The organism is Paraburkholderia sp. D15 (assembly GCF_029910215.1).
Classification (GTDB): Bacteria; Pseudomonadota; Gammaproteobacteria; order Burkholderiales; family Burkholderiaceae; genus Paraburkholderia.
In genome coordinates this window covers 354,740-367,519 of record NZ_CP110395.1, presented here as the reverse complement: position 1 = coordinate 367,519, position 12,780 = coordinate 354,740, and the positions used below count along the sequence as shown (strand labels likewise).

Below are 12,780 nucleotides of genomic sequence, written 5' to 3'. Positions count from 1 at the left end.
GCTCATGCCTCGAACTGCCCGCCCCGGCGCGATCCCATCCGGTTCCGGTTCCACCGAACTGCTCGACACCGACGACGAAAACGGCAACCTCGCCGATCTCGCCGAAAGCGGCGACGCTGGGGAAGGCGGCGAAGCCGGTGAGGAAAAACTGCGCTCGGGCATCCAGTCGATCGAAGTCGGCTTCCGTCTGCTTGAAGTGCTGACCAACGAACCACGCGCGATGATGCTGCGCGATCTCGCGCAACGCGCGGGCATGAGTCCGGCGAAGGCACACCGTTATCTGGTGAGTTTTCTGCGTCTCGGCGTGGTCGCGCAGGACGCGCTGTCCGGCCGCTACGAGCTCGGCGGCTTCGCCTTGCAACTCGGGCTCGCGCGGCTGGCGCGAGTCGACGGCGTCAAGCTTGCGCGTATTGCGCTCGCGGAGTTGCGCGACCGGCTCGATCTGACGGTCGGCATCGCGGTGTGGGGCAATCAGGGAGCGACGATGGTCCACTGGATGGAGTCGAGCCATCCCGCGAAGGCCTCGCTGAAACTCGGCGATGTCATGCCGCTGCTCAGTTCGGCCACCGGCCTGCTGTTCGCCGCTTACCTGCCGGCCAGCAAAACCGGCGCGATGCTCGAACGCGAACTCGCCGATGCGCGCCACGCCGCGCATCTGGGTGGCCCGCGCACGCGCGAGGAAGTCGAGCGCGTGCTGGCGCAGGTGCGGCAACATCAGGCGGCGCGAGTGGAAGGCATGTTGCTGCCGACCATCCACGCGTTCTGCATGCCGGTATTCGACTCGACCGGCGATCTCGCGCTGGGTCTCGTCGCGCTGGGTCACGAAGGCGTGTTCGATATCCGCTGGGGCGGCGAAATCGACACGGCGCTGCGCGATTGCGCGCACAAACTCTCGTACGAGTTGGGGTACAGTGCGACGCCGCGCTAGGCTCGCAATTCCGTAACGATGCCGATAACTTCCGCCCCCGCTTCATCCCGTTCCGATCGCACGCCCTCCGGCGAGCCGCGCCGCGCGTTGCGGGCGGCACGGTGGATCGCGGTGCTGCTGGTGGTGGCGGTGCTGCACTGGATCGCCGGGCAATGGGTCGAGCGTCATCGCGCGACGTTGAATTCGTCGGACAACGCGCGTATTCCGGTGCAGGTCGCGCTGCTGACGCCCGAGCGTATCGAACGCAATCCAGCGGCAGCGCCGCGTGCGGGCGCCCCGACGCCGGCACCCGCGCCGCGTACCGCACCCAGCAAGCCGCGCGCGCATGTGTTGACCGCGTTGCAGCCGGCCAGGCAGGCGGCGGCGCCCGTCGTGCCGGCGTCGGCGGAGGCGGCGAGCGCAACCGATGCGGCGAGCGCGCCCGATGCGGCGTCCCCGGCGTCCGCCACCAGCGCGAACGCCGCCAAGGCAGGCGCGACGGGAACCGGTACGGCCAGCGCCCCGTCGGCCGCGAGCGCGCCGCACGCGTCGCCCGGCGTGAAGTTCTCGGTGCCGCCATCCGGCGACCTCGAATACGACACGTTCTACAACGGCGTACGCAACCAGCCTGGCACGATTCATTGGACCAGCAACGCGCAGGGCTACGAGATGATCGTGTCCGTGCCGCTGCCGTTCGTCGGCACGTTCGTGTATTCGAGCCACGGACGCATCGACGCCTTCGGTCTCGCGCCGGACCAGTACATCGAAAAGCGCGGGCATCGCGCGGAAGACATTGCCATCTTCAACCGCACCGACCGGCAGATCGCGTTCACGAAGACACCGGCCACCTTGCCGCTGCCCGACGGCGCGCAGGACCGCTTCAGCATGGTGATGCAACTCGCGAGCCTGGTGCGCGGCGATCCCGCCGCGTACAAGCCTGGCGTGACGCGGCAGTTCTTCGTCGTGGATAACGACAGCGGCGAGAACTGGCCGATCGAGACGATCGGCGACGAAACCATCCGCACCGCCCAGGGTTTTCTCGACACGCGCCATTTCAAACGCCTGCCGCGTCATGACGGCGACCTGCGCCGCATCGACGTGTGGCTCGCGCCGTCACTTGGCTGGCTGCCCGCGCGCATCGTTCAGACAGAACCGAACGGCACGCAATTCGAGTTGATGTGGCGCGGCAAGCTCAACCTGGACAATGCCGACGGCGCCTCAGGGCCGGCCCCGGACAGCGCGCCCGATAGCGCATCCGCCATCGTCAAACCCTAAGACCCGCCTCCGAGTAAGGTCTCGGCGAATCGGCGAAACTTCCACCGCCAGGCCGACTCGCACACACAGTTGCAACCGTTCGCGCGATTGCCGCGTATATCGATCAGCGGCGAGGTCGACGCTGATCGGCGCCCATCGACTCCCCGCGGCGCGTGCGAACGGATCCTTCCACTGCGACCCCTTCAAGGAGCCCGCATGCAAGTGAACATCAACGGAATCGACACACGCTACGTACTGAGCAACGAGGGCGGCGGCCCATGGCTGACGTTCGTCCATCAGTTGGGCGGCGATCTGTCCGTCTGGGATCAACTCGCCGGCTATTTCCGCGACGACTACACCGTGCTGCGCTACGACCTGCGCGGTCACGGCAGGACCGCCGCGTCGCGCGAGCCGTTCACCATTGCCGATCTGTCACATGACCTCGTCACACTGCTCGATGCGCTCGGCGCGCCCAGCACCCATCTGGTCGGCATGTCGATGGGCGGCATGATCGCGCAGCAGTTCGCGCTGGACCACCCGTCGCGCGTCGATACGATCACGCTCGCCGATACGAGCGGCGGCACGCCGCCCGAAGCGCGCGCGCTATGGGACCAGCGTGCCGCGAGCGTACGCCAGGACGGCATGTCCGCACTGCTGGACTCGACCATGGGCCGCTGGCTGACGACCGACTTTCAGCACGCGCACCCGGAAGCCGTCGAGCCCATTCGCGAAGTATTCGGCCAGACGTTGCCGGAAGGCTACGCCATGGCATGCGAAGCGCTGCGCGATTTCGATGTACGCAGTAAGCTGGGAACCATCCGTTGCCCAACATTGACCGTGGCGGGCCGCCACGACACAGGCACGCCGCCTGCTGCAACGCAGGCAATAGCAGACGCCATCGGAGGCGCACGTTTCGAACTGCTCGATGCCGCTCATCTCGCGCCCATCGAACAATCTCACCGTTTTGCTGCACTGCTTGAAACGTTTCTCGAAAGGCCGGTCTAACCGGTAGGTTCGGAATCTTTACGAGCGTCAATCCGGACCCACCCCTTGAATTCCAACCACAAGCTCCAACCTATGGCGCAGGAATGGCCAGGAGCCAACGGAAATAAGGAGTGTCGCCATGCAAATGATCTACAACAGCCCCAACTATTGTGTCGTCGAGTTTCCGCCGCAGGAAGGTCTGCTGGCCATGAAGTCGGGTGGCTACGAGATCGTCGACAAAAACATGCAGCGTGAAATCTACATTGACGGTGCAATGGCGGCGCGGTTTCGCGAGCACGTGCAGAAGCTGATCGAAGAGGAACCGTCGCTGGATGAGGTAGACGAATTCCTCGGGCAGTTCGATAGTCTGATGCAGCAACCGGTGATTCTTCACTAAGTCTTCACTCAGCGTCGCGAGGCGCGAGGTTCGGTTCAAGGTTGTTGGCGACCATTCGACCGCACCGTCCGGGCAAGAAAGTCAGTCAGTACACGGCCCACCCGGCGGTTTTCGCAAAGCGGTCGGCAGTTCATGAAACGGTTCAGCACGCTGATGGCTTGCTGGACCGTTTTCTTTTGGGGCACCGGCCACCATCGGCGGGTCCGCGCCGCAACGGCTACAATGCAAGGTTTCCCGCCAATCCCGGCGCAAGCCTTTGTCCGCCATGAACCAGCCTGCTCAAACCGCCACGCCAGTCCGCCCTGAAGCCGCCTATACGCGTGGGGCGGTGCTGCCCGCGCTGCTCAAGGCGCGCATCCTGATTCTGGACGGCGCAATGGGCACGATGATCCAGCGCTACAAGCTCGACGAGGCGCGTTACCGCGGCGAGCGTTTCAAGGACTACGGCCGCGACATCAAGGGCAACAACGAATTGCTGTCGATCACGCAGCCGCAGATCATCAGCGAGATTCACGAGCAGTACCTCGCGGCGGGCGCGGACATCATCGAGACCAACACGTTCGGCGCGACGACCGTCGCCCAGGCCGACTATGGGATGGAAGCGCTGGCCATCGAGATGAACCTCGAATCGGCGAAACTCGCGCGGGCCGCCTGCGACAAGTATTCGACGCCCGACAAGCCGCGCTTCGTCGCCGGCGCGATCGGCCCGACGCCGAAGACCGCGAGCATTTCGCCCGACGTGAACGACCCGGGCGCGCGCAACGTGACGTTCGACGAACTGCGCGACGCGTACTACGAGCAGGCCAAGGCATTGCTCGACGGCGGCGCCGACCTGTTCCTCGTCGAGACGATCTTCGACACGCTGAACGCGAAGGCCGCCCTGTTCGCGCTGGACGAACTGTTCGAGGACACCGGCGAGCGTCTGCCGATCATGATCTCGGGCACCGTCACCGACGCCTCGGGCCGCATTCTGTCGGGACAAACCGTCGAGGCATTCTGGAACTCGCTGCGCCACGCGAAACCGCTGACCTTCGGTTTGAACTGCGCATTGGGTGCGGCGCTGATGCGCCCGTACATCGCGGAACTGGCGAAGCTTTGCGATACCTACGTGTCGTGCTACCCGAACGCCGGTTTGCCGAACCCGATGAGCGACACGGGCTTCGATGAATTGCCGGCCGATACGTCGGGCTTGCTGAAGGAGTTTGCGCAGGCCGGGCTGGTGAATCTCGCCGGCGGGTGCTGTGGCACGACGCCGGAGCATATTGCGGCGATCGCGCAGGCACTGGCCGACATCAAGCCGCGCATGTGGGCGAACTATCGGGAAACCGATACTGAAACAGCTTGATCGTGTCGGCGCGCGATAACCGGGAATTTAACAATGGCTGGCATCACCAAACTGACGATTGCAGGTTTCAAGTCAATACGTGAGTTGCGCGACCTCGAATTGCGCAATCTGAACGTTTTGATCGGCGCCAATGGCGCCGGCAAGTCGAACTTCATCGGTTTGTTCCGGATGCTGGCCGAGATGTACGAAGAACGTCTTCAGCTATACGTTCAGACACAAGGCGGACCGGATGCGCTAATGCACTTTTCCCGGAAGGCAACGGACGAGATTTACGCTCAACTCCAGTTCAGCGACCAGGATTGTTACGAGTTCAATCTTGTGCCGACAACCGACAATCGGCTCATCTTTGCCGAAGAGCAATTCAGGTTTGAGGACGGAAACGACAGCGTCGGTGGAACACTTGGCAATACGCCTGAGTCGAGGCTCAAACTGATTGCAGAAGAGCATCGTCACCCCTACATCGCAGCCGCGCTTGAAGGTACTCGCGTCTATCACTTCCACGACACGGGTGAACGAGCGAAAGTCAAGCAATTTCATGACACCAATGACACGCTTCGCCTGAAAGTCGACGGCGCGAATCTCGCCGCGTATCTCCGTATGCTCCAAGTCGAGCATGGGCAAAACTACCGTTTGATCGTCGATACGATCCGTCTTGTGGCACCGTTCTTCAACGATTTCGTATTTCGCACCAATCCGTCGTCGAAGATTCAACTCGAATGGACCGAGCGCGGCGACCCTGACACGCCATTCACAGCGCACGCGCTTTCCGATGGCACGCTTCGGTTCATCTGTCTGAGCACGCTATTGCTTCAGCCTTGGGAACTAATGCCCGCGACAATCCTGATCGACGAACCAGAACTGGGTCTGCACCCGTATGCGATCAACCTGCTTGCTGACTTACTGAAACGTGCGGCCGAGCAAAAGCAATTGATCGTCTCGACGCAATCGGTCGAATTACTGGACAACATGGAGCCGGAGGATGTCATCGTCGTGGACCGCAAAGACGACGCATCCACATTCCGCCGTCTCGACGCAACACAGTTGCGAGGCTGGCTCGACGACTATTCGCTTGGCGATCTGTGGAAGCAGAATGTATTGGGCGGGAGGCCTGCGTAATGGTCGAATTGATCGTTGTCGGCGAAGGTCAGACGGAGGAAACGTTCGTGCGCAATGTTCTTGCGCCTGTTCTGGCCATCAACGAGATTTACGCCACTCCCCGTCTGATCAATTCGTCGAGAATCCAGGCCGGCGGCGCGCTCAATCTTGACCGTGCGCAGCGCTTTTTGGCGAACACGTTGAGCGAACGAACGGACACTTACGTGACGACGCTATTCGACCTGTATGGGCTCGATAACTCGTTTCGCGGCGTCGCAGCATCGGCCGGACTGGAACCTGCCGAGCGCGCCGCGCTTATCGAAAATCTGCTTCACGAGGATATCGTCGCAGTGGCGCAGTGCCGTCCGGAGCGCTTGATCGCTCATGTACAGCCACACGAATTCGAATCACTGCTTTTTTCCAATGTCGCACGACTAGCCGATGTCGAACCCGAATGGCGCAATCAGTTGGCCCCACTCGAGGTAGCTAGAGCTAACGTGGAAAACCCCGAGTGGATCAACGATTCACCGCAGACGGCGCCGTCCAAACGGCTCGAACGCCTGCGTCCCCGATATCGCAAAGTCCGTCATGGGCCAGTCGCCGCGGACAAAATCGGACTGGACAGGATTCGCGCTGAATGTCCGCATTTCCGCCAGTGGTACGACCGAATCGCAACGCTGCCATCTCTAGTCGCCGCGCGCACAAACACTGCAAATCTTGAGTTAACGCCATGACCGATCACACCATGCGCCTCTCCGGCCTCGAGCCGTTCAACGTCACCTCCGGTACGCTTTTCATCAACGTCGGTGAACGCACCAACGTGACCGGGTCGAAAGCGTTCGCGCGGATGATCCTGAACGATCAGTTCGACGACGCGATCGCAGTCGCACGCCAGCAGGTCGAAAACGGCGCACAGGTCATCGACGTCAACATGGACGAAGCCATGCTCGACTCGAAAGCGGCCATGGTGCGCTTCATGAACCTGATCGCGTCGGAGCCGGACATCGCGCGCGTGCCGATCATGATCGACTCGTCGAAGTGGGACGTGATCGAAGCGGGCCTGAAGTGCGTGCAAGGCAAGGCGATCGTCAACTCGATCTCGCTGAAGGAAGGCGAAGACGCCTTCCGCCATCACGCGAACCTGATTCGCCGCTACGGCGCGGCCGCCGTCGTGATGGCGTTCGACGAGCAAGGCCAGGCCGACACGTTCGAACGCAAGACGCAGATCTGCAAGCGCTCGTACGACTTCCTCGTGAACGAAGTCGGCTTCCCGCCGGAAGACATCGTGTTCGATCCGAACATCTTCGCGATCGCCACGGGTATCGAAGAGCACAACAACTACGCGGTCGACTTCATCAACGCGACGCGCTGGATCAAGGAGAACCTGCCGTACGCGAAGGTGAGCGGCGGCGTGTCCAACGTGTCGTTCTCGTTCCGCGGCAACGACCCGGTGCGCGAGGCGATCCACACCGTGTTCCTGTATCACGCGATCCAGGCCGGCATGGACATGGGCATCGTCAACGCGGGCCAGCTCGGCGTGTATGCCGACCTCGACCCGGAATTGCGCGAACGCGTGGAAGACGTGGTGCTGAATCGCCGTGAAGACGGCACCGACCGTCTGCTCGAAATCGCCGACAAGTTCAAGACCGGCGCCGCGAAGAAGGAAGAAAACCTCGAATGGCGCAACCAGCCGGTCGAGAAGCGTCTGTCGCACGCGCTCGTGCACGGCATCACCAACTTCATCGTCGAAGATACCGAAGAGGTGCGCGCGAAAATTGCCGCGGCCGGCGGCCGGCCGATCAACGTGATCGAAGGTCCGTTGATGGATGGCATGAACGTGGTCGGCGATCTGTTCGGTCAGGGCAAGATGTTCCTGCCGCAGGTCGTGAAGTCGGCGCGCGTGATGAAGCAGGCGGTCGCGCATCTGATCCCGTTCATCGAGGAAGAGAAGAAGCAACTGGCCGCGGCCGGCGGCGACGTGCGCGCGAAAGGCAAGATCGTCATCGCGACCGTCAAGGGCGACGTGCACGACATCGGCAAGAACATCGTGTCGGTGGTGCTTCAGTGCAATAACTTCGAAGTGGTCAACATGGGCGTGATGGTCCCGTGCAACGAGATTCTCGCGAAGGCGAAGGTCGAAGGCGCGGACATCATCGGCCTGTCGGGTCTGATCACGCCGAGTCTCGAGGAAATGGCCTATGTCGCGTCCGAAATGCAACGCGACGATCACTTCCGCATCAAGAAGATTCCGCTGCTGATCGGCGGCGCGACCACGTCGCGCGTGCACACGGCGGTGAAGATCGCGCCGCATTACGAAGGGCCGGTGGTGTACGTGCCGGACGCGTCGCGTTCGGTGTCGGTGGCGTCGAGCCTGCTGTCCGACGAAGGCGCGGCGAAATATCTCGACGATCTGAAAGCCGATTACGACCGCATCCGCGACCAGCACGCGAACCGCAAGGCCACGCCGATGGTCACGCTCGCCGAAGCCCGCGCGAACAAGACCAAGGTGGACTGGGCGAGCTATCAGCCGGTCAAGCCGAAGTTCATCGGCCGGCGCATGTTCAAGAACTATGATCTGAACGAACTGGCGAACTACATCGACTGGGGACCGTTCTTCCAGACTTGGGATCTGGCCGGTCCTTACCCGGCGATCCTGAACGACGAGATCGTCGGTGAATCGGCGCGCCGCGTGTTCTCCGACGGCAAGTCGATGCTCGCGCGCCTGATCCAGGGCCGCTGGCTGCAGGCCAACGGCGTGATCGCGCTGCTGCCGGCCAACACGGTGAACGACGACGACATCGAAATCTACACCGACGAATCGCGCTCCGAAGTCGCGCTCACCTGGCGCAACCTGCGTCAGCAGAGCGTGCGCCCGGTGGTGGACGGCGTGATGCGCCCGAACCGCTCGCTCGCGGACTTCATCGCGCCGAAGGAATCGGGCGTGGCCGACTACATCGGCATGTTCGCGGTCACGGCGGGTCTGGGCGTCGACGTGAAGGAAAAGCAGTTCGAGAAGGATCACGACGACTACAGCGCGATCATGCTGAAGGCACTCGCCGACCGCTTCGCCGAAGCCTTCGCCGAAGCGATGCATGCGCGCGTGCGGCGCGACCTGTGGGGCTACGCGAACGCCGAAACCCTGTCGAACGACGATCTGATCGCCGAGAAGTATCGCGGCATCCGCCCGGCGCCCGGTTATCCGGCCTGCCCGGACCATCTGGTCAAGCGCGACATGTTCGACGTGCTGCAGGCCGGCGAGATCGGCATGAGCGTGACCGAGTCGCTGGCCATGCTGCCGGCGGCGAGCGTGTCGGGCTTCTACCTCGCGCATCCGGACAGCACCTATTTCTCGGTCGGCAAGATTGCTCAGGATCAGCTCGCGGACTACGCAAAACGCATGGCGTTGTCGGAAACGGACGCGCAGCGGGCGCTGGCACCCTTGCTGTAAGTGGCGTGTGGCGGGAAATCCCCTATATCGGCTCTGAAAGACTGAATATTTGCGGCGGTGTAATTTTCGGCTTTGTAGACTGATTTAGTCTTACCCCGCCAGACGCGGCCAAAACGCGTCGGCTTATCCAAATTGCAATCGTCGACGGAGAGAAACGTATGAAGAAGCTGACGCTGTTGTTGACTGCTGTTTCGCTGGCCGCAGGTGCTTCGGTCGCGCTGGCCCAGCCGGCGGCTCCCGCCGGTGCCAGCGCGGTGAGCTCGTATTCGCCGCCCACCGCGAAGCATGTCAAGAAGCCGAAGAAGGCCAAAGTGAAGAAGGGTGCGTCGGCTCCCGCCACCGCGCCGGCAGACGCGGCCAGCCAGTAAGCCGCTGTCGATGCCGTGATGCACGGCAAGCCGGTTCGCGCCGGCTTCCAGAAACAGAAGAGCCCGCTTTTTTGAGCGGGCTCTTTTCATTGGTGCATCGCTATTCTTATGGTCTTTGGCGAGTGTTGCGCGCCGGATCAGGCGCCGCATGCACCGGCCGCATCCGCACACTCGCAGGCGGCGGCGCGTCGTGGCGTCCGCCTTGACCCGCCAAGCTAATAGCGAAGCGAGCGCCTCGGCCGTCGATCCGGCCCCGGCGCAGACGACCTCACAGTCCCCAGACGATATCCGCGTTTTCTTTCTGCGCCGCGCGCAGCATGTCGAGGAACGGGTACGCGCGCTGCGCGAGTCCCGGCGGAATCTCGTGATGCTCGTGACCGTCTTCGCCTTCGTGGAAATGGCCGTCGTGCTCCGCGCGTTCCTGCTTGTCGACGTGGATGGCTTCTTCGAGTTTGGTGATCGCGGGGCCGAGTTCGTCGTGAGTAATGACGCCTCGTTCACCCAGACGCTTGCCGACGATACCCACCAGGTACTGGGCGAGATTCTCCAGCATCATCACGTCTGGAGCGGCGCGGCATTTGAAAGTAATCAACATGACTGTTCCCTTTTCTGGTTATGTTGGATTAGCGTGTCGGCTGCGCGAAAGCAGCGCCGCCGCGCGTTACGTTGACTCGCCGGTCAGGCTTGGCGGCCACGGCCCTTGCCGGGCATCTCATTGAACATATTAGCACCTGCTAAAATCCGTCTGAACGGAAAAGCGTGCCGCATCTGGCCACGCGCGGCGAAGCACGATGAACGCCAGCCGGACGGCTCGCCGGCATCCCGCGCGGCGTTGCCTGCCGCTACGGTGAGCACGCCGGCAAGCGCTACGCGGCACGTCGGCGGACCTGCGGCGAATCGGCGGCATCTTGCTTCAGATGACGTCGAGCGAGGTCGAGTCGCGTCGTGTCTGATCGCATCGCTCGTCGCCCTTCGCCGTCATGCATCGTCATGCATCGCACTCGTCTGCGTTGCAGGCAACGTGCCTGACAGCGCGCCGACAGCCGGCAGCGCCTCGCCGCCGCACCGGGCGCCGCGCCGCTTTTCCACGCTTCCGACGGACCAGCCGCGCCTGCCGCGCGGCCGGCCTCTCCCGCATCACCGGATTGCCTCACTGGACTCGCAACAAGCATGCTGCCCGCACATAAACAGACCCTCGAAACACTGCTCGCCGACACGGTGAAGCAGGTCGTCCAAGCCACCCAAGGCGCTAGCGAAGCCGCCTTCGTGTCGCCGACCATCACGCTCGAACGTCCCAAGGTCGCCGCGCACGGCGACGTCGCGTGCAACGTGGCGATGCAGCTCGCCAAGCCGCTGCGCGCGAATCCGCGCCAGCTCGCGCAACAGATTGTCGACGCGTTGCTCGCGCAGCCGCAGGCCAAGGGCTTGATCGATGCCGCCGAAGTGGCCGGCCCGGGCTTCATCAACCTGCGTCTGTCCGCCGCCGCCAAACAGGCGGTGATCGCCGCCGTGTTCGCCGAGGGCGAGGCGTTCGGCCGCTCGCAACGCGATGCCGGCAAGCACGTGCTGATCGAGTTCGTGTCGGCCAATCCGACCGGTCCGCTGCACGTCGGCCACGGCCGCCAGGCCGCGCTCGGCGACGCGCTGTCGAACGTGCTCGCCTCGCAGGGCTGGGACGTGCATCGCGAGTTCTACTACAACGACGCCGGCGTGCAGATCCAGACGCTCGCGCTGTCCACCCAGGCGCGCGCGCGCGGGCTCACCCCCGACGACGCGGGCTGGCCGGCATCGTCGTACAACGGCGAATACATCGCCGAGATCGCCAAGGACTATCTGGACGGCGCCACCGTCGCGGCGAGCGACGGCGAGCCGGTCACCGCCGCGCGCGACGTCGAGGATCTCGAATCGATCCGCCGCTTCGCGGTCGCGTACCTGCGCCGCGAGCAGGACATGGACCTGCAGGCGTTCGGCGTGAAGTTCGACCAGTACTACCTGGAGTCGTCGCTGTACACGGAAGGCCGGGTCGAGAAGACCATCGAGGCGCTGGTCGCCGCCGGCAAGACCTACGAACAGGAAGGCGCGCTGTGGCTGCGCACCACCGACGACGGCGACGACAAAGACCGCGTGATGCGCAAGACCGACGGCACGTACACGTACTTCGTGCCGGACGTCGCGTATCACGTCGCCAAGTGGGAGCGCGGCTTCACCAAGGTCATCAACATTCAGGGTTCGGACCACCACGGCACGATCGCGCGGGTGCGCGCCGGCCTGCAAGGTCTCGGCATCGGCATTCCGAAGGGCTACCCCGACTACATCCTGCACAAGATGGTCACGGTCATGCGCAACGGCGAGGAGGTCAAGATCTCCAAGCGCGCGGGCAGCTACGTGACGGTGCGCGACCTGATCGAATGGTCGGGCGGCGCGACGCCGGGCTCGGAAGCCGCGGTCGATCTGATCGATGAGGAAACGATCCGCCGCGGCCGCGACGCCGTGCGCTTCTTCCTGATCTCGCGCAAGGCGGATACGGAATTCGTGTTCGACATCGACCTCGCGCTGAAGCAGAACGACGAGAACCCGGTCCACTACGTGCAATACGCGCACGCGCGGATCTGCTCGGTGATCGCCGAATGCAAGGCACGCTACAACACCGACGAAAGCACGCTGGCGAGCGTGGATGTCGCGCCGCTCACGAGCGAACGCGCGATGGCGCTGCTGAACAAGCTCGCCGAATTCCCGGACATGCTGCAGCACGCGGCCGACGAACTCGCGCCGCACGCGGTCGCGTTCTACCTGCGCGACCTCGCCGGGGAATTCCACTCGTTCTACAATGACAGAGCCGAGCGCGTGCTGGTCGACGATGCGGCCGAGCGCAATGCCCGCGTCGCACTGCTCGCGGCCACGCGTCAAGTGCTGGCCAACGGTCTCGCGACGATCGGCGTCTCCGCTCCCGTCAAGATGTAAGTCCTCCGGCGCAACATGCAT

Annotated in this window: 11 protein-coding genes; 10 read left to right on the top strand and 1 reads right to left on the bottom strand. The window is 63.4% G+C overall.

The genetic code is table 11. From position 1 onward, the window contains the following. Window positions 1-4 precede the first annotated feature (4 nt). The 9 genes from LFL96_RS01545 (at window position 5) to LFL96_RS01505 (ending at window position 9,798) form a co-directional block, all read left to right on the top strand. Complete coding sequence (locus LFL96_RS01545) at window positions 5-928, top strand: IclR family transcriptional regulator (RefSeq protein ID WP_280997251.1); 924 nt, start codon at window positions 5-7, stop codon at window positions 926-928. 24 nt (window positions 929-952) lie between these two features. Then, entirely contained in the window at window positions 953-2,182 is a 1,230-nt protein-coding gene (locus tag LFL96_RS01540) for a DUF3108 domain-containing protein (RefSeq protein WP_281000864.1), read from the top strand. A gap of 195 nt (window positions 2,183-2,377) precedes the next feature. Further along, window positions 2,378-3,166, top strand: a complete 789-nt coding sequence (locus LFL96_RS01535) for an alpha/beta fold hydrolase (RefSeq protein ID WP_280997247.1) — start codon at window positions 2,378-2,380, stop codon at window positions 3,164-3,166. 118 nt (window positions 3,167-3,284) lie between these two features. Then, a complete protein-coding gene (locus LFL96_RS01530; protein WP_144111157.1) occupies window positions 3,285-3,542 on the top strand; it encodes a DUF3567 domain-containing protein in 258 nt (85 codons plus the stop codon). Between the two features lie 265 nt (window positions 3,543-3,807). Further along, on the top strand, window positions 3,808-4,887 hold the full coding sequence (locus tag LFL96_RS01525; RefSeq protein ID WP_280997242.1) for a homocysteine S-methyltransferase family protein: 1,080 nt from the start codon (window positions 3,808-3,810) through the stop codon (window positions 4,885-4,887). A 33-nt stretch (window positions 4,888-4,920) separates the two neighbouring features. Beyond that, complete coding sequence (locus LFL96_RS01520; protein ID WP_280997240.1) at window positions 4,921-6,003, top strand: AAA family ATPase; 1,083 nt, start codon at window positions 4,921-4,923, stop codon at window positions 6,001-6,003. Beyond that, window positions 6,003-6,716 carry a DUF4276 family protein gene (locus tag LFL96_RS01515; protein ID WP_280997238.1) on the top strand — a complete coding sequence of 238 codons (714 nt, stop codon included), beginning with the start codon at window positions 6,003-6,005 and terminating at the stop codon, window positions 6,714-6,716. Before LFL96_RS01520 ends, LFL96_RS01515 begins: the two co-directional genes overlap by 1 nt. After that, a complete protein-coding gene (gene metH, locus LFL96_RS01510) occupies window positions 6,713-9,430 on the top strand; it encodes a methionine synthase (protein WP_280997236.1) in 2,718 nt (905 codons plus the stop codon). Before LFL96_RS01515 ends, metH begins: the two co-directional genes overlap by 4 nt. Before the next feature lie 158 nt (window positions 9,431-9,588). Beyond that, window positions 9,589-9,798, top strand: a complete 210-nt coding sequence (locus LFL96_RS01505) for an acid-shock protein (RefSeq protein WP_280997234.1) — start codon at window positions 9,589-9,591, stop codon at window positions 9,796-9,798. 268 nt (window positions 9,799-10,066) lie between these two features. Here LFL96_RS01505 and LFL96_RS01500 read toward each other — a convergent pair whose 3' ends face one another. After that, window positions 10,067-10,393 carry a DUF1840 domain-containing protein gene (locus LFL96_RS01500; RefSeq protein WP_280997232.1) on the bottom strand — a complete coding sequence of 109 codons (327 nt, stop codon included), beginning with the start codon at window positions 10,391-10,393 and terminating at the stop codon, window positions 10,067-10,069. Between the two features lie 575 nt (window positions 10,394-10,968). Here LFL96_RS01500 and argS point away from each other — a divergent pair. Further along, window positions 10,969-12,759, top strand: coding sequence for an arginine--tRNA ligase (gene argS, locus LFL96_RS01495; RefSeq protein ID WP_280997230.1), 1,791 nt, complete (start codon window positions 10,969-10,971; stop codon window positions 12,757-12,759). Window positions 12,760-12,780: the final 21 nt, after the last annotated feature.

What these genes read in the sequence shown, in the direction of transcription:
- LFL96_RS01520 (WP_280997240.1), top strand. Translation starts at nt 4,921, where the DNA reads ATGGCTGGCATCACCAAACTGACGATTGCAGGTTTCAAGTCAATACGT.
- LFL96_RS01515 (WP_280997238.1), top strand. Translation starts at nt 6,003, where the DNA reads ATGGTCGAATTGATCGTTGTCGGCGAAGGTCAGACGGAGGAAACGTTC.
- LFL96_RS01535 (WP_280997247.1), top strand. Translation starts at nt 2,378, where the DNA reads ATGCAAGTGAACATCAACGGAATCGACACACGCTACGTACTGAGCAAC.
- LFL96_RS01530 (WP_144111157.1), top strand. Translation starts at nt 3,285, where the DNA reads ATGCAAATGATCTACAACAGCCCCAACTATTGTGTCGTCGAGTTTCCG.
- LFL96_RS01500 (WP_280997232.1), bottom strand. Translation starts at nt 10,393, where the DNA reads ATGTTGATTACTTTCAAATGCCGCGCCGCTCCAGACGTGATGATGCTG.
- metH (WP_280997236.1), top strand. Translation starts at nt 6,713, where the DNA reads ATGACCGATCACACCATGCGCCTCTCCGGCCTCGAGCCGTTCAACGTC.
- LFL96_RS01525 (WP_280997242.1), top strand. Translation starts at nt 3,808, where the DNA reads ATGAACCAGCCTGCTCAAACCGCCACGCCAGTCCGCCCTGAAGCCGCC.
- LFL96_RS01505 (WP_280997234.1), top strand. Translation starts at nt 9,589, where the DNA reads ATGAAGAAGCTGACGCTGTTGTTGACTGCTGTTTCGCTGGCCGCAGGT.
- argS (WP_280997230.1), top strand. Translation starts at nt 10,969, where the DNA reads ATGCTGCCCGCACATAAACAGACCCTCGAAACACTGCTCGCCGACACG.
- LFL96_RS01545 (WP_280997251.1), top strand. Translation starts at nt 5, where the DNA reads ATGCCTCGAACTGCCCGCCCCGGCGCGATCCCATCCGGTTCCGGTTCC.